Below are 16,356 nucleotides of genomic sequence, written 5' to 3' on the forward strand. Positions count from 1 at the left end.
GTCAGTCGCGGGGGCTGCTCCACGCGCGCGACGGGTAGCCGGTGTCGAAGTGCATGTAGTCGGCGACCTTGATGTTCTGCCAGATCCAGCCCTCGCGCTCGAACAGTCGCACGACGCGGTCGTCCTTCAGGATCTTGCCGGGCGCGGCGACACGCGGGTGGTGCTTGGCGCGCGGCGACCAGCACTTGCAGCGCAGGTCCATCCACGGGTTCAGGTCCGGGTTGATGTCGATGGCGCGGCCGTTGGCGTGCGGGGACTCGTCCTGCGGCGCGTTGATCTGGTCGGGGCGGCGGCAGTTGTAGGCCGAGGTGTTGTTGGCCTTGAGGCTCTCGAGCGTGTCGCCGTCGAACTCCTCGACCGGCTTCATGCTGGCGATCGGGAACTTCCAGGTGAACAGGCGCTCGAAGATGCGGCTGAGGCTCTTCATGACGTCCCGGTTGGCGACGAGGCGTCCGCGCTGAACGTCGCCGGAGAAGTCGACGTAGTTGACCTCCAGGACGCGCAGGTCGCCGCGGCCGGCCGGGCAGCCGCTGCGCCAGCTGCCGGTGCTGCGCATGAGCGCCCACTGCTCGTCGCCGATGCGGCTGACGACCGGGTCGGCCGACGTGGGCTCGGCCGGCGTGGCGCTGGGAGTCGGGCTGGGGGAGGGCGAGGGAGTCTCGGTCGTCGCCGACGGTGACGGCGTCGCGCTCGAGGACGGGGTGTCGCTCGGCGCCGGGTCGTCGTCGCCGGCGCTGCAGGCGGTGGCCAGCAGCGCGACGCTGAGCAGGGCGGCCAGGGCGGTGCGGGACGTCATGGCCAGCCACCGTAGCGGGTCACCGTCAGCGGGCACGACGAAGGCGACCTCGACAGGAGTCGAGATCGCCTCGGTCGTACGGTCGGGCCGGAGCCCGAGGGGTCAGCGAGTGACCTTGCCCGCCTTCAGGCACGACGTGCACACGTTCAGACGCTTGGGAGCGCCCGACACGATGGCGCGAACGCGCTGGATGTTGGGGTCGAAACGACGCTTCGTGCGCCGGTGCGAGTGCGAGACGTTGTGGCCGAAGCCGGGTCCCTTGCCGCACACATCACAGACCGCTGCCACAGCGACCACTCCTGGAAAGTCTCGTTGGAATCGGGGATCGCCCGCGACTTCGCCGCAGGCAACCGCTCAAGGATAGCCGATGGCCACCGTGGGAATCCAATCGGCCCTCGTGACGCTCGTGACGCCCTCCGGCTCCGGCTGCCCGATACCCTCGGGCGCATGTCCGTGACCCTCGACGCCGCCGCGTTCCGACGCTGGAGCCGGGCGTGCGTGGAGGCGCTGGGCGAGGCGCGGGCGGAGATCGACGCGCTCAACGTCTTCCCGGTGCCGGACAGCGACACCGGCACCAACGCCTACCTCACCTTCGTCGCCGCGGACGACGCGGTCAAGGCGCTCCCGGGCGACACCCGGGTCGAGGTGTGCGTGCGCGCCCACGTCGACGCGCTGCTCACCGGCGCCCGTGGCAACTCCGGCGTCATCCTGTCCCAGCTCGTGCGCGCGTACTTCCGCGAGGCCGTCCGTCACCCCGAGCCGTCGGCGGCCGACGTGGCGCGCTGCTTCGGGCTGGCCGCGGACGCCGCCTGGGCCGCGGTGGCCCGCCCGGTCGAGGGCACGATCCTGTCCGTGGCGCGCGCCGCGGCCGAGGGAGCGACGGCCGCCGCTGCGGCGGGCACGGGGGTGCGCGAGACGTTCGCGACGGTCGCCCGCGAGGCGCGTGAGGCGCTGGCCCGTACGCCGCAGCAGCTCGACCGGCTCGCCGCCGCCGGGGTCGTCGACTCCGGCGGGCGCGCGCTGGTCGTCGTGCTCGACACCACCGAGCAGGTCATGACCGGCCGCTACCGGGGCACGTCCCCGGCCGTCGCGCCGCTGCCCGTGCCCCAGGCCGGCGACCTCGTCGAGGGCGGCCCGGCCTACGAGGTGATGTACCTGCTGCAGGCCGACGACGACGCGGTCACGACCCTGCGCACGACGCTCGACGGGCTCGGCGACTCGCTCGTCGTGGTCGGGGGCGACGGGCTGTGGAACGTCCACGTCCACGTCGACGACGTCGGTGCCGCCATCGAGGCGGGCATCGCGGCCGGCCGGCCCTACCGCGTCCGGGTCACCCATTTCGCCGACCAGCGCGGGACGCCGCTGCCCGCGCGTCAGGGACGCATGGTGCTGGCCGCCACCACCGGCGACGGCCTGGGCGAGCTCGCCGCCAGCAGCGGCGCGGTCGTGCTGCCGTTCACCCGCGAGCAGCCGCTGGACGTCGACCGGATGCGCGCGGCGATGACGTCCGGCGAGGCGGCCGAGGTGGTGGTGCTGCCCAACAACGTCCGCTACGTGTCCCTGTTCGAGGCCGCCGCCCGGGAGGCGCGCGAGGCCGGCGTGCGGGTCGCGATCATCCCCACCCACGCCCAGGTGCAGGGGCTCGCCGCCCTCGCGGTGCACGACCCCGGACGTCCGTTCGACGACGATGTCGTGGCGATGTCCAGCGCCGCCGCGCACGTCCAGCACGGCGCCCTCACCGTCGCCGCCGAAGCCGCGATGACCATGGCCGGTCCGTGCGAGGCCGGCGACGTCCTCGGCGTCGTCCAGGGCGACTTCGCGCTCGTCGGCGACGACCCCGTGGCGATCGGCCGGAGCGTCGTCGACCAGCTGCTCGCTCCCAGCGCCGAGCTGCTGACCCTCGTGGTGGGGGCCGGCGCGCACGACGGCCTCGCCGACGCGCTGTGCCGGCACGTCCGCGTCGTCCGGCCCGACGTCGACACGGTCGTCTACGACGGCGGTCAGGAGCACTACCCCCTGTTCGTGAGCGTGGAGTGAGCATGGCCGTCACCCCGTCGTCGAAGCTGTCGTCCGCGGTGGGCGGCAAGGACGCCAAGAAGCTCGAGGCCGCGTTCGGCATGCAGACCGTCGGCGACCTGCTCGGCCACTACCCACGGCGCTACGTCGACCTGGGCGACCGCACGCGGCTGTCCGACCTGGTCGTCGGCGAGCACACGACGGTCGTCGCGGAGGTCGTCAGCGCCAAGAACTACTCGTTCGGTCCCGGGGGACGCCGCACCCGCACCGAGGTCGTCATCACCGACGGCACCGGACGCCTGACGCTGACCTTCTTCCAGCAGCCGTACCTGCTCAAGCAGGTGCAGGCCGGCATGGTGGGCATGTTCTCCGGCGTGGTGGGGGAGTTCCGCGGCCAGCTGCAGCTCACCCACCCCATGCACAACCTGTTCGAGGAGGACTCCGCGGTCGAGCGCGGCATCATCCCGATCTACCCGGCCAGCGCGAAGATCTCGTCCTGGGCGATCGGCCGCACCATCCGGGTCGTCCTGGACGTCGTGGAGGGCCTGGACGACCCGCTGCCCGAGGACGTCCGGCTCGCCCGCGATCTGCCCGAGCTGTGCACGGCCTACGAGGGCATCCACCGCCCCCGCGAGAAGCGCGCCTGGCAGGACGCGCAGCGCCGCTTCCGGTTCGAGGAGGCGTTCGTCCTGCAGACCGTGTTCGCGCTGCGCCGGCGCGCCCTCGCCGACGGCGTGGCCGCCGCCCGCCCGCCGCGCGACGGCGGGCTGCGCGACCGGTTCCTCGAGCGTCTGCCGTTCAGCCTCACCGCCGGGCAGCAACGCGTGCTGGACGAGCTGACCGCCGACCTGTCCGGCACCCACCCGATGCACCGGCTGCTGCAGGGCGAGGTCGGCTCGGGCAAGACGGTCGTGGCCCTGCTGGCGATGCTGCAGGTCGTGGACGCCGGCGGACAGGCCGTGCTGCTCGCCCCCACCGAGGTGCTCGCCGCGCAGCACCACCGCTCCTTCACCCGCATGCTCGGCGATCTCGCCGCCGGCGGGATGCTCGGCGGCGCCGAGGGGGCCACCCGGGTCCGGCTGCTGACCGGGTCGATGGGCGCCAAGGCCCGCAAGGAGGCGCTTCTCGACGCGGCGTCCGGCGCGGCCGGCATCGTCGTCGGCACCCACGCCGTGCTGCAGGAGAACGTGCAGCTCGCCGAGCTCGGCCTGCTCGTGATCGACGAGCAGCACCGCTTCGGCGTCGAGCAGCGTGCGGCCCTGGTCGACCGCTACGACGTCCGCCCGCACGTGCTCGTCATGACCGCCACGCCGATCCCGCGCACGCTCGCGATGACCGTGTTCGGCGACCTCGAGACGTCCACCCTCGACGAGCTGCCCGCCGGCCGGCAGCCGATCCAGACCAGCGTCGTGCCCGCCCTCGAGCGTCCGGCCTGGCTGGAGCGGGCCTGGCAGCGAGTGCGCGAGGAGGTCGGCAAGGGCCGGCAGGCGTACGTGGTGGTCTCGCGCATCGGCGACGCCCAGTCCGAGCCGTCCGAGGACGACCGCCACTCGCTGGTCGAGCTGCACGAGGAGCTCGAGGGCGGGGCGCTGCACGGCCTGCGCCTGGGCATGCTGCACGGGCGCCTGGCCCCCGAGGACAAGGACGCCGTCATGAGCGCCTTCGCCGCCGGCGACCTCGACGTGCTGGTCGCGACCACGGTCGTCGAGGTCGGCGTCGACGTGCCCAACGCCACCGTCATGGTCGTCATGGACGCCGACCGCTTCGGCATCTCCCAGCTGCACCAGCTGCGCGGCCGGGTCGGGCGGGGGAGCGAGGCGGGCCTGTGCCTGCTGGTCACCGAGTCCGAGGAGGGCAGCCCCGCCCGCGAGCGGCTGGACGCCGTCGCGTCCACCACCGACGGGTTCGAGCTGAGCCGGCTGGACGTCGAGCTGCGCCGCGAGGGCGACGTGCTCGGCGCGCGGCAGTCCGGCGTCCGCTCGAGCCTGCGGCTGCTCTCGGTCATCAAGCACGAGGACGTCATCGCCGACGCCCGCGAGGCGGCCACGGCGCTCGTCGACGCCGACCCGGCGCTGGCCGCCCAGCCGGCGCTCGGCACGATGGTGCGCGAGCTCGACGAGAGCGAGCGCGCCGACTACATGGAACGCACCTGAGAGGCCCGTCTTGACCCGCATCATCGCCGGCGTCGCCGGCGGCCGTCGCCTGGCCACGCTGCCGGGCGACACCACGCGACCCACCACCGACCGCGTCCGCGAGTCGCTGTTCTCGTCGCTGGAGTCCGCCCTCGGCGGCCTGGCCGGGCTGCGCGTCCTGGACCTGTTCGCGGGCTCCGGTGCCCTGGGCCTCGAGGCGGCGTCCCGCGGCGCCGCCGCCGTCGACCTGGTCGAGAAGGACGCGCGCGCGGCGACGGTCGTGCAGCGCAACGCGGCCACCGTCGGCGCGCCCGGGGCGAAGGTGCACCGCACCACGGCCGAGCGCTTCCTGACGACCACGCCGGCGGCGCCGTACGACCTGGTGCTGCTCGACCCGCCCTACGCCCTGCCGCACCTGGCCCTCGCCGACCTGCTCACCGGCCTGCGCGCGCCCGGCTGGCTGGCCGAGGACGCGCTCGTCGTCGTCGAACGCTCCAGCCGCGACGCCTTCGCGTGGCCCGAGGGGTACGAGGCCGTCCGGGACAAGACGTACGGCGAGACACGGCTTTGGTACGGTCGCTGACATGACGACGGTGGTCTGCCCCGGGTCCTTCGACCCCGTCACCAACGGGCACCTGGACATCATCGAGCGCTCGGCCCACCTGTTCGACGAGGTGGTCGTCGCCGTCCTGGTCAACGAGTCCAAGCGGGGCCTGTTCACCATCGAGGAGCGGCTCGAGCTGCTCACCGAGGCGACCCAGGGACTCGACAACGTCCGGGTCGACTCGTTCAAGGGCCTGCTGGTCGACTTCTGCGCCGATCGCGGCATCGACGCCATCGTCAAGGGACTGCGCGCGGTCACCGACTTCGACTACGAGCTCCAGATGGCGCAGATGAACGGCAAGCTCACCAGCGTCGACACCGTCTTCATCCCGACCAGCCCGGCGTACTCCTTCCTCGCCTCGAGCCTGGTCAAGGAGGTCGCGAAGCACGGCGGCGACGTCTCCGGCCTCGTGCCCGAGCACGTCCTGGACGCGCTGCACGCCAAGTTCGCCGGAGCGTGACGGACGTGACGGTGGCGATTCGCCTCCCGTCGCCGCCGCACGCTAGGATGGTCGCTGGCCTGCTTGCAGGCCGAAGTTCTGTCTGCACCGATCGACGGGAAGTGAAGCGTGCGCCCCGGCCCCCTGGTCATCGACACCCACGAGCTGGGTCGACGTCCCGGGACCGAACGTACCTACGACCTGACCGTCCCGGCGCCGGCCGAGCTGGGCGTCGACCTCATCGGCGTGCCCGAGGGCAGTGACATCGCGATCGAGCTCCGGCTCGAGGCCGTCATGGACGGCGTGCTCGCGACCGGCACTTCCACCGTGCACCTCGTGGGGGAGTGCGTCAGGTGCCTCACGGAGATCCAGGACGACGCCGTCGTGGACTTCCAGGAGCTGTACCTGTACGCGGACGCCAGCGAGGAGGAGCTTCAGCTCGAGGGCGACCTGCTCGACCTCGAGCCCGTCCTCCGGGACGCGGTGGTGCTCGCACTGCCGATCAACCCGGTGTGCGATCCGGAATGTCCGGGACTCTGTCCCGAGTGCGGGGCACGACTCGCGGACGATCCAGATCACACACACGGCGAGGCGATCGACCCCCGGTGGGCCGCGCTGAGCCAGATGACCGACCCAGAGTCGGGCGACACGCCCGACGGACCCAAGGAGTAACCGTGGCTGTCCCGAAGCGGAAGATGTCGCGCAGCAACACCCGTCACCGTCGTTCGGCGTGGAAGGCTGTCGCCGTCCAGACCGTCGAGTGCCCGAACCCGGCGTGCGACTCGCGCGTCGTCCCGCACCGCGCCTGCGGCGAGTGCGGTCAGTACGGCGCTCGTGGCGAGCGTCGCCAGGTCCTCTGACAGGTGGACTCGCTCCGAGAGATCCTCGGAGTTCCTGACCTCGACGACGAGCTGCTCCGGCACGCGCTGACGCACCGTTCGTACGCCTTCGAGCACCCCGGCGTGCTGCACAACGAACGTCTCGAGTTCCTCGGGGACTCCGTGCTGGGCCTCGTCGTCACCGACACGCTGTTCCGCAAGCATCCCGACCTGCCCGAGGGGCAGCTCGCGAAGCTGCGGGCGGCGGTCGTGAGCGCCAAGGCGCTCGGCGAGATCGCCCGGACGCGTCTCCACCTCGGCCAGCACATCCTGCTGGGCCGCGGCGAGGAGACCACGGGCGGTCGCAACAAGACGTCGATCCTGTCCGACACCGTCGAGGCTGTGCTGGGCGCGATCTACGTCCAGTTCGGCATCGAGCGGTCGGCCGAGGTGATCCATCGCGTCTTCGACGACGCGATCGAGGCCGCCGCCGACCTCGGTGCGGCGCTGGACTGGAAGACGTCCCTGCAGGAGATCTGCGCCGACCACGACTTCGGTCCGCCGGCGTACGTCCTGGAGGGCACCGGCCCCGACCACGACAAGGTGTTCACCGCCGACGTCGTCATGGGCGAGCGCCGCTACACCGGCGGGCACGGCCGCTCCAAGAAGGAGGCGGAGCAGATGGTCGCCGAGATCGCCTGGCGTGCGCTCAAGGCCGAGCTCGAGCCCGACGCGAGCCCCGCCACCCAGGCCTGAGCCGTGCCCGAGCTGCCCGAGGTCGAGGTCGTCCGGCGCGGCCTCGAGGGTCACGTCGTCGGCCGCACCGTCGAGCGGGTCGAGGTGCTCGACGTCCGCTCGCTGCGCCGCCACCTCGCCGGGGCGCGCGACTTCGCCGCCCGGCTCGAGGGCCGCACCGTCACCGCCGCTCGCCGCCGCGGCAAGTTCCTCTGGCTCGTCCTCGACGACGACACCCCCGTCGTGTGCCACCTGGGCATGAGCGGGCAGATGCTCGTCGAGCAGCCCGACGCCCCGCGCGAGAAGCACCTCAAGGTCGCTCTCGACTTGTCCGGCGGCACCCAGCTGCGCTTCGTCGACCAGCGCATCTTCGGCGGCATGCTCGTGTCCGGCGGCACGCCGGACGTCCCCGACGAGGTCGCGCACATCGCGCTGGACCCGCTGGACCCCGCCTTCGACGTCGAGGACGTCGTGCGCCGCGCCCGCGCCCGGCGCACCGGCGTGAAGCGGGCGCTGCTCGACCAGACGCTCGTGTCCGGCGTCGGCAACATCTACGCCGACGAGGCGCTGTGGCGCACCCCGCTGCACTACGCCCGGGCGACCGACCGGCTGCGCCCGATCGACGTCCGCCGCCTGCTCGGTCACGTCGCCGACGTCATGCGCGACGCGCTCGCTCAGGGCGGCACGTCGTTCGACGCGCTGTACGTCAACGTCAACGGCCAGAGCGGCTACTTCGACCGGTCGCTGAACGCCTATGGCCAGGAGGGCGAGCCCTGCGCGCGCTGCGGCACACCGATCCGTCGCGACACCTGGATGAACCGGTCGTCGTACTGGTGCCCGCGCTGCCAGCCGCGCCCGCGCGGCGCCAACGCCCGTTCCTGAGGCGGCGTCGGCGTCCGGCGCTAGGCTGCACGCGATGAACAGCCCCTACGGCGTCGAGGCCCGCGCGCGGCGCGTGCCCGAGCCGCCCAAGCGCTCCGGCCGCACGCCGTTCGAGCGCGACCGCGGGCGCATCGTCCACTCCGCCGCGCTGCGCCGGCTGTCGGCCAAGACCCAGGTGATGGGAGCCGGCACCGACGACTTCGTCCGCACCCGGCTGACGCACTCGCTCGAGGTCGCCCAAGTGGCTCGCGAGCTGGGCAAGGCGCTGGGCTGCGACCCGGACGTCGTCGACTCCGCCGCGCTGGCCCACGACCTCGGGCACCCGGCCTTCGGGCACAACGGCGAGGACGCGCTCGACGCCGTGTCGCAGGCCTGTGGCGGGTTCGAGGGCAACGCGCAGACGCTGCGCATCCTCACCCGGCTGGAGTCCAAGACGTTCGACGGCCAGGGGCGCAGCGTGGGGCTGAACCTGACGCGCGCCACGCTCGACGCCTGCGTGAAGTACCCGTGGGCCCGCGGTGAGGGACCCCGGCCCGAGAGCCGCAAGTTCGGCGTCTACCCCGACGATCGCAGGGTCTTCGACTGGCTGCGCGAGGGCGTCGACGGCCACCGGCGCAGCATCGAGGCGCAGGTCATGGACGTCTCCGACGACATCGCCTACTCCGTGCACGACGTCGAGGACGGCGTCGTCGGCGGGTGGTTCTCGCTCTGCGACCCGCTCGACACCGCCGCGGCCTGGCAGGTCGGCCGCGAGTGGTACCTGCCCGAGGCGGGCGACGAGCGCCTCGACGCCGCCTGGGACCGGCTGCGCGCCATGCCCGAGTGGCCGGTCGAGCCCTACGACGGCGGACGCCGCGCGCTGGCGGTGCTCAAGAGCCTCACCAGCGCCCTCATCGGTCGTTTCGCGAAGGCGACCGAGGCGGCCACGGTCGCCGCCGCGGGGGAGGGCCCGCTCGTCCGGCACGCAGCCGACCTGGTCGTGCCCGAGCACACCCGCGACGAGATCACGGCCCTGAAGTCGGTGGCCGCCCACTACGTCATGCGCTCGGACGAGCGGGTGCGGATGCTCGCGGAGCAGCGCGAGCTGATCACCGCCCTCGTCGAGCACCTGGTCGCGACCGGCGACCGGCACCTCGAGACCGAGTTCGCCCACGACTGGGCCGACGCCACGGACGACGCGGCCCGGCTGCGGGTGGTCGTCGACCAGATCGCCAGCCTCACCGACGTCTCCGCCCGCGAGTGGGCCCAGCGGCTGCTGTAGGGAGTCGCTCCTGGAGGTTGTCGTAGGGAGCCTTCTCGTGGGGTCGCCCGAGGAGCTGATGACGACGGAGCTGGGTGCTTGGCGAGGTCGGCCATCGGCTCGCCCGACCCCGCTCGCCGGGCCTGTCGAAGCGCGCCTCTCTGCTCGGTCGCCGGGGGCTGATGACGACGGAGCTGAGTGCGCGGCGTGGTTGGTTCATCGGCTGGCCCGAGCTCCGCTCGCTGAGCTCGTCGAAGTGCGAAAAGTATTGACATTCCGGGGATTTCCCGTTGTCTCTGTCGCCGGTTCGAGGTAGACTAGAACAAACGTTCGACACGGGGGTCCCGGATGATCATCGACCAGCTGGAGGGTCTGCGCGACGACCTGCGCGCTCTCGAGGAATGGTCGCTGACCGATGCCGAGCTGCGGGTCGTGAACGCCGAGATCCACCGGACGATCGCGAGCCTGACCGAGACGGCCGTACGGCTGGCCGGTGCGGCCGAGGACCGGGGCATCCCGCGGGAGGACGGCTCCGCCTCCACGACGGCCTGGCTGGCAAGCACTACGGGCATCGCCCGGCGCGAGGCCTCGAAGCTGGTCGCTCTGTCCCGGCTCGACCCGACGCGCGGCACGGTCACGCGTGAGCGGTGGGCGACCGGCCGACTCGCGACCGAGCAGGTGCACATCATCCTCAAGGCGCTCGATGCCCTGCCTGAGTGGTTCGTCGACGAGCAGCACGACGATGCCGAAGCCACCCTCCTGCAGCATGCGCGCGAGTTCGGTGCGGACGACCTGCGACGGCTCGCGAACCGGATCGTCGAGGTCGTCTACCCGGACTCGGCCGACGAGATCATCGGCGCCCAGCTGGAGCGGCAGGAGAAGCAGGCCTGGGACGAGACCCACCTGTCCATCACCCGCATGGGCAAGGGACGGTCGTCGATCCGAGGCGTTCTCCCGGACGCGCAGGCCGACATGCTCAAGACCGTCCTCGAGGGTCTCGCCTCACCCCGCCGCGAGGGCGCGATCTTCCGCGACGTCGATGGAGAGCACTCCGATCAGGAGATCGGACGGCTCGACCATTCGCGTCGGGTGGGTCTAGCGCTCTGCGAGCTCGTCGAGCACCTCCCGCAGGACTGCTTCCCGCAGGCCGGCGGCGTCGCGGCGACCGTCACGATCTCGATGAAGCACGACGACCTCATCCGCGACCTGGGCCGGGCGACGCTCTCCACCGACACCGGACTCAGCGCCTCACAGGCCCGCCGCCTCGCCTGCAACGCCAACCTGATTCCGGTCGTCCTGGACGGCAAGAGCCAACCGCTGGACGTCGGGCGGCGCAAGCGACTCCACGACCAGCACCAGCGAGTCGCCCTCGCCAAGCGCGACGGCGGCTGCTCCTGGAAGGGCTGCGACCGGCCACCCGGATGGTGCGAGGCCCACCACCTCACACCATGGAGCCACGGCGGCGACACGAGCATCGACAACGGCGCCCTGTTCTGCTTCTTCCACCACCACCTGCTCCACGACAGCGACTGGCAAGCCAGATTGGGCCACGACGGCGTCGTCGAAGTCGTCCCACCACCACGCATCGACCCGATGCAGCGACCCCTCCGCCACGCCCGACACGTCCGCCACCGACCACGCGTCCTCGAGCCCGTGTGAGCGCGGCCCAGCGGTCTGGCGCTGCGCACTAGACTGCGAGCACCATGGCACGCATCAAGGACGACGACATCCAACTCGTCCGTGAACGTGCCCGGATCGACGAGGTCGTCGAGGCTGCGGGCATCACGCTGCGCAACGCCGGCGGCGGTTCGCGCAAGGGCCTGTGCCCCTTCCACGACGAGAAGTCGCCGTCGTTCAACGTCCGCCCGGCCCAGGGGTTCTACCACTGCTTCGGCTGCGGGGCGGGCGGCGACTCGATCAAGTTCCTCATGGAGCACGACCACGTCACCTTCGTCGAGGCCGTGGAGCGGCTGGCCGGCAAGTACGGCATCCAGCTGCGGTACGAGGAGGACGGCGCGCCGCGCGGTCCCCAGCGCGACCCCCGCCAGCGCGGACGCCTGCTCGAGGCCCACCAGCTGGCCGCCGAGTTCTACGCGCAGCACCTGTTCAGCGCGCCTGAGGCCCAGGCCGGACGCACCTTCGTCACCGACCGGGGCTTCACGCAGGCCGCCGCCGAGACGTTCGGTATGGGGTTCGCGCCCCGCAGCGGCGAGGCGCTCGTCGGGCACCTCAAGGCACGCGGCTTCAGCGACGAGGAGCTCGTCGTCGCGGGTCTGGTCGGACGAGGTTCGCGCGGCCTGTACGACCGCTTCCGCGGGCGCCTGCTGTGGCCGATCCGCGAGATGAGCGGCGAGGTCGTGGGCTTCGGTGCCCGGCGCATCTTCGACGACGACCGCATCGAGGCCAAGTACCTCAACACGTCCGAGACGCCGATCTACAAGAAGAGCCAGGTGCTCTACGGCATCGACCTGGCCCGTCGCGCCATCTCCTCGTCCAGCCAGGCCGTCGTCGTCGAGGGCTACACCGACGTCATGGCCTGCCACGAGGCGGGCGTGAAGACCGCCGTCGCCACCTGCGGCACCGCGTTCGGCGAGGACCACGCCCGCATCCTGCGCCGCATCATGCTCGACCACGACGCCTTCCACGGCGAGGTCATCTTCACGTTCGACGGCGACGCGGCCGGCCAGCGCGCGGCCATCAAGACGTTCGAGGGCGACCAGCAGTTCGTCGCGCAGACCTACGTGGCCGTCGAGCCGCGCGGCATGGACCCGTGCGACCTGCGCCTGGCCGACGGCGACGAGGCCGTCCAGGAGTTGGTGTCGTCGCGCATCCCGCTGTACCGGTTCGTGCTCGACAACACGCTCTCCAAGTACGACCTCGACCGCGGCGACCAGCGCGTCGACGCCGTGCGCGAGGCTGTGGGGCTGGCTACCGCGATCCGCGACAAGGCGAAGACCGACGAGTTCGTCCGCGAGATCGCCACCAAGGTCGGCGTCGAGGTCGACCAGGTCCGCTCCGAGCTGCGTCGTCGCAGCGGCAAGAACGGTGCGCCCAAGGGACGTCAGGCCCGCCCCGAGCTCGTCGACGAGCGTCCGGCCGCGCCCACTGCGCCCGCGGCTCCAGAGCCGAGCCTGGGGGAGGCCCGGTTCAACGACGAGCGCGAGGCGCTGAAGGCGATCGTCCAGCACCCGGAGATCGCCGTGCGGCACGTCGGGGAGATCTCCGAGGACGACTTCACCCATCCGCGCGCGAGGGCGATCTGGCAGGAGGTGTCGGCCCGCGGGCTGCCGCAGCGCCAGGACGCCTCGTGGCTGCCGGCCGTCGCGGACGCTCTCGACGACGCATCTCGGCGCATCCTGATGATCTGTGCGTCCGACCCGCTGCGCTCGCGCGAGGCCACGGCCGAGCGCGTCGTGGCGTCGCTCATCGCCCGGCTGCAGGAGGTCACGCTCATGCGCCGCATCGCGGACGTGAAGAGCCGACTGCAGCGCGCCGACCCCGCTGCGGACGCCGCGGGCTACGGCGAGCTGTTCCAGCAGCTCGTCACGCTCGAGGAACAGCGGCGCGCCCTGCGCGACCGGGCGCTCGGCGCCTGACGCTCGTCCACAGCCCCGCGCTCGGGGGTCGCGGCGGGGGAGTCCGTCGGACGACGCTCGTCGCATGGACGCCTTCGTCACCCGCCTGCTGTCTCTGCCGCCGCTCACCGCCGACCACGAGCACGAGCTCGCCCTCCGCAGCAGGGCCGGCGACGCGTCCGCCCGCACCGAGCTGATCGAGTCGGCGCTGCGGCTCGTCCCGCTGCACGCTCTGCGCCTCGGGGCTCGCGGCGAGACGCTGCTGGACGCGGTGCAGGCCGGCTCGGTCGGGCTGATCGAGGCGGTCGACCGCTTCGATCCCGATCGCGGGGTGCGCCTCGCGACCTACGCCTGGCCGTGGATCGCCCACGCGGTGGGAGCCGTGCTGCGCGAGCGGGAGCAGGCCGCACCGTGGAGCCCGGCCGGCGACGACGAGCCGCCGAGCCTGGTCGTCGAGGCGATCCACGGACTCGAGACGACGTTCGCGGACGTCCTGCGGGTGCGGCACCGGCTCGACGGAACGCCCGGGCCGCCGCGCTCCCGCGAGGTCGTCGCGGTGCACCTCGGACTGTCCGTCAGCCAGGTCAGGACACGCGAGGGGGAGGCGATGCGACAGCTCCGGGGGAGGCTTGCTAAGGTTGTGCACCGTGCTGAGCCGCAAGGCGAGGCCGGTCCCCCGTAGCTCAATTGGCAGAGCATTCGACTGTTAATCGAAGGGTTATTGGTTCGAGTCCAATCGGGGGAGCCGCACGAGGAAGGGCCGCTGCGAGAGCAGCGGCCCTTCGTCGTTCCCGGGTGCCGGCTCTGTCGAACCTTCAGCGGTCGCGTCTGCGCAGCAACGTCAGGCGCATCGCCACGAGCGTGGCGGCGTACGCGGTGAACAGCACGAGGTAGGTCAGGGCCGCCGCCGTGAGCTCGGAGCGGGACACCCGGGGCTGGAGCTGAAACGCTGCCGGCACGATGCTGACGACGGCGACGACCGAGGTCCCGATCCAGGCCATTAGACGGGGGACCCATCGGTGTCCCAGCCGCAGTGTCCCCGCCTCGACCATCAGGAAGCCGCTGGACACGAGCCACAGCAGCGCGAGACCTGCCGGGCTGTAGACCCACGCCTGGTCGCCACCCATCCCCGTCTTGCGGTCGACGACGTCGTACACCGAGATCGTGTAGACGACGAGCGCCGGGAAGGCGGTGACCGCCGCGACGACGTGCGTGACCCAGGGGACAGCGGCCGGCTTCGGCGCGGCGAGGCGTTCGTCGAGAGAGATCGTGGCGTCGGGCACGGTTCATCCAACCGCGCCCGGAGAGCGCGCGTCGGCGATTCGGTGTTCCGGCGGTAGGACTCGCTCGTTCGGTCAGGACGTTGCCGGGAAGGTCACCGTCACGACCAGGCCGCCGCCCGGCCGAGCCCGCAGGGCCAGGTCGGCGCGGTGGACGCGGGCGACGGAGGCGACGATCGCCAGCCCGAGGCCGCTGCCGGTGTCGGCCGAGCCCGACCGTGAGCGCCCTCGGCCGCGGACGAACGGCTCCACCAGGGTCGCCACCACCGCGGGGTCGAGCTCGTCGCCGGAGTTCTCGACGGTCAGCCGGGCGTCCCCGCCGGCGTCCCGGTCGGTCGTCACCGCCACGAAGCCGTCGGACGCCGTGTTGTGCCGCACCGCGTTGGCGAGCAGGTTCGCGACCAGGCGCTCGACCAGCTCGCGGTCCGCGACCACGGGCGCGGGCGCGAGGTCGAGGTCCAGCCGGACGCCGTCGCGCGCCGCCGGGTCGAGGTCGTCGACCCCTGACCGCACCACGTCCGCCAGGTCGAGCACCTCGGTCGGGCCGGTGTGGCCCTGCTCGGTCTGGGCCAGGCGCAGCAGAGCGTCCACGATGGCGGTGGAGCGCGCGTTCATCTCGAGCGTCCGGTCGATCAGCCGGTCGACGTCGCGACCCTCCGGATCGGCCTTGGCGACGTCGAGCATCGCCTTGACCACGGCGTTCGGCGTCCGCAGCTCGTGGGACGCGTTCGCGGTGAACCGGCGCTGCTCCTCGAACGCCGCCTCCAGCCGGTCGAGCATGGTGTCGAACCCGTCGGCCAGCTGCCGCAGCTCGTCCTCCGGGCCGGGCAGGTCGATGCGGTGCGTGAGCGAGCCGCCGGCGGCGGTCGTCGCCGCCTGCGAGATCGCCTGGAGCGGGCGCAGCACCCGGCCGGCGAGCAGCCAGCCGCCGAGCAGGCCGACCGCCGCCAGGACGAGCGTGCCCGCCACGACCGGCCGCACGGCGGCCTCCGCCAGGTCCGACCGGTTGGGTGCGGGGATGCCGCCCCGGGCGTCCACCAGGTTGGCGTCCGGCAGGTACCGCAGCACGAAGGCCAGCACGAGCACGAAGCCGGCCCAGGCGACCATGAGGAAGCCGGCGTAGCTCAGCGTGAGCTTCAGCCGGATGCTCAGGCCCGGACGCCGGGTCCGGGTCACGCGGGCTCGCCGAACCGGTAGCCGACGCCGGCGACGGTGTGGATGACGCCGGGGGAGCCGAGCCGCTTGCGCAGCGTCGAGATGGTGATGCGGACGGCGTTCGTGAACGGGTCGGCCGCCTCGTCCCAGGCCTGCTCCAGCAGGTCCTCGGCGCTCACGACGCCGCCGTCGGCGGCCATCAGGACGCGCAGGACCGCGAACTGCTTGCGGGTCAGCGCGACGTAGTGACCGTCGCGGTGCACCTCGCGCCGGAACGGGTCGAGCCGGACGCCCGCCGCCTCCAGCACCGGGGGAGTGTGGCGCCCGGGACGGCGCGCGAGCGCGCGCAGCCGCAGCACCAGCTCGCGCATCTCGAACGGCTTCGTCAGGTAGTCGTCCGTACCCAGCCCGAATCCGGAGACCTTGTCGTCGAGGGTCGCCGCGGCCGTCACCATGATCACGCGGACGTCGGGATGCGCGGACGTCAGCCGGCGAGCGACCTCGTCGCCGTGCACGACCGGCACGTCACGGTCGAGCACGACGGCGTCGTAGTCGTTGAGGTCGACCAGGTCGAGCGCGGTCTGCCCGTCGTGGGCCAGGTCCGCAGCGATGGCCTCGAGCCGCAACCCGTCGCGGATCGCCTCGGCGAGGTACGTCTCGTCCTCCACCACCAGTACGCGCACG

General features: G+C 72.4%; 17 protein-coding genes and 1 tRNA gene. 13 read left to right on the plus strand and 5 right to left on the minus strand.

Going from position 1 to position 16,356, the window contains the following annotated elements; all coding sequences use genetic code 11:
- Window position 1: 1 nt before the first annotated feature.
- Both HGAM_RS14280 and rpmB read right to left on the minus strand, forming a co-directional pair.
- Window positions 2-796: a M15 family metallopeptidase gene (locus tag HGAM_RS14280; protein ID WP_019146179.1), complete on the minus strand. Its 795-nt coding sequence runs from the start codon at window positions 794-796 to the stop codon at window positions 2-4.
- A gap of 102 nt (window positions 797-898) precedes the next feature.
- Window positions 899-1,084, minus strand: a complete 186-nt coding sequence (gene rpmB / locus HGAM_RS14285) for a 50S ribosomal protein L28 (protein ID WP_038951856.1) — start codon at window positions 1,082-1,084, stop codon at window positions 899-901.
- Between the two features lie 159 nt (window positions 1,085-1,243).
- Here rpmB and HGAM_RS14290 point away from each other — a divergent pair, with 159 nt between their 5' ends.
- The 13 genes from HGAM_RS14290 to HGAM_RS14350 all read left to right on the plus strand — a co-directional run bounded on the left by HGAM_RS14290 (window position 1,244) and on the right by HGAM_RS14350 (window position 13,982).
- A complete protein-coding gene (locus HGAM_RS14290) occupies window positions 1,244-2,833 on the plus strand; it encodes a DAK2 domain-containing protein (protein ID WP_019146181.1) in 1,590 nt (529 codons plus the stop codon).
- 2 nt (window positions 2,834-2,835) lie between these two features.
- Window positions 2,836-4,965: an ATP-dependent DNA helicase RecG gene (gene recG, locus HGAM_RS14295; protein WP_049798360.1), complete on the plus strand. Its 2,130-nt coding sequence runs from the start codon at window positions 2,836-2,838 to the stop codon at window positions 4,963-4,965.
- 10 nt (window positions 4,966-4,975) lie between these two features.
- A complete protein-coding gene (gene rsmD, locus HGAM_RS14300; RefSeq protein WP_019146183.1) occupies window positions 4,976-5,527 on the plus strand; it encodes a 16S rRNA (guanine(966)-N(2))-methyltransferase RsmD in 552 nt (183 codons plus the stop codon).
- 1 nt (window position 5,528) lies between these two features.
- Window positions 5,529-6,008 (plus strand): pantetheine-phosphate adenylyltransferase, encoded by a 480-nt coding sequence (gene coaD / locus HGAM_RS14305; protein ID WP_019146184.1) that lies wholly within the window; start codon window positions 5,529-5,531, stop codon window positions 6,006-6,008.
- Window positions 6,009-6,116: 108 nt separating this feature from the next.
- Window positions 6,117-6,659, plus strand: a complete 543-nt coding sequence (locus HGAM_RS14310; protein ID WP_019146185.1) for a YceD family protein — start codon at window positions 6,117-6,119, stop codon at window positions 6,657-6,659.
- A 2-nt stretch (window positions 6,660-6,661) separates the two neighbouring features.
- Window positions 6,662-6,847: a 50S ribosomal protein L32 gene (gene rpmF / locus HGAM_RS14315; protein WP_020692271.1), complete on the plus strand. Its 186-nt coding sequence runs from the start codon at window positions 6,662-6,664 to the stop codon at window positions 6,845-6,847.
- A gap of 3 nt (window positions 6,848-6,850) precedes the next feature.
- A complete protein-coding gene (rnc, locus tag HGAM_RS14320; RefSeq protein WP_019146187.1) occupies window positions 6,851-7,561 on the plus strand; it encodes a ribonuclease III in 711 nt (236 codons plus the stop codon).
- A 3-nt stretch (window positions 7,562-7,564) separates the two neighbouring features.
- Window positions 7,565-8,422 (plus strand): bifunctional DNA-formamidopyrimidine glycosylase/DNA-(apurinic or apyrimidinic site) lyase, encoded by an 858-nt coding sequence (mutM, locus tag HGAM_RS14325; protein ID WP_019146188.1) that lies wholly within the window; start codon window positions 7,565-7,567, stop codon window positions 8,420-8,422.
- A gap of 34 nt (window positions 8,423-8,456) precedes the next feature.
- A complete protein-coding gene (locus HGAM_RS14330; protein ID WP_019146189.1) occupies window positions 8,457-9,683 on the plus strand; it encodes a deoxyguanosinetriphosphate triphosphohydrolase in 1,227 nt (408 codons plus the stop codon).
- 327 nt (window positions 9,684-10,010) lie between these two features.
- Window positions 10,011-11,321, plus strand: coding sequence for an HNH endonuclease signature motif containing protein (locus tag HGAM_RS19535; RefSeq protein WP_019146190.1), 1,311 nt, complete (start codon window positions 10,011-10,013; stop codon window positions 11,319-11,321).
- 44 nt (window positions 11,322-11,365) lie between these two features.
- Window positions 11,366-13,258 carry a DNA primase gene (dnaG, locus tag HGAM_RS14340; RefSeq protein ID WP_019146191.1) on the plus strand — a complete coding sequence of 631 codons (1,893 nt, stop codon included), beginning with the start codon at window positions 11,366-11,368 and terminating at the stop codon, window positions 13,256-13,258.
- A 64-nt stretch (window positions 13,259-13,322) separates the two neighbouring features.
- Window positions 13,323-13,919, plus strand: a complete 597-nt coding sequence (locus HGAM_RS20160) for a sigma factor (protein WP_038951858.1) — start codon at window positions 13,323-13,325, stop codon at window positions 13,917-13,919.
- Window positions 13,910-13,982, plus strand: a tRNA-Asn gene (locus tag HGAM_RS14350). The genes HGAM_RS20160 and HGAM_RS14350 overlap by 10 nt, the downstream gene beginning before the upstream one ends.
- Window positions 13,983-14,052: 70 nt before the next feature.
- Here the strand turns inward: HGAM_RS14350 and HGAM_RS14355 are convergent.
- From HGAM_RS14355 to HGAM_RS14365, 3 genes are all read right to left on the minus strand, one after another.
- Complete coding sequence (locus HGAM_RS14355; RefSeq protein WP_019146192.1) at window positions 14,053-14,520, minus strand: hypothetical protein; 468 nt, start codon at window positions 14,518-14,520, stop codon at window positions 14,053-14,055.
- 72 nt (window positions 14,521-14,592) lie between these two features.
- Entirely contained in the window at window positions 14,593-15,693 is a 1,101-nt protein-coding gene (locus tag HGAM_RS14360) for a sensor histidine kinase (RefSeq protein ID WP_019146193.1), read from the minus strand.
- The gene (locus HGAM_RS14365) at window positions 15,690-16,355 is read right to left on the minus strand and encodes a response regulator transcription factor (RefSeq protein ID WP_019146194.1); all 666 of its coding nucleotides are present in this window, start codon (window positions 16,353-16,355) and stop codon (window positions 15,690-15,692) included. The genes HGAM_RS14360 and HGAM_RS14365 overlap by 4 nt, the downstream gene beginning before the upstream one ends.
- Window position 16,356 lies beyond the last annotated feature (1 nt).

The sequence above is a fragment of the Aeromicrobium massiliense JC14 genome (assembly GCF_000312105.1).
Taxonomy (GTDB): domain Bacteria; phylum Actinomycetota; class Actinomycetes; order Propionibacteriales; family Nocardioidaceae; genus Aeromicrobium; species Aeromicrobium massiliense.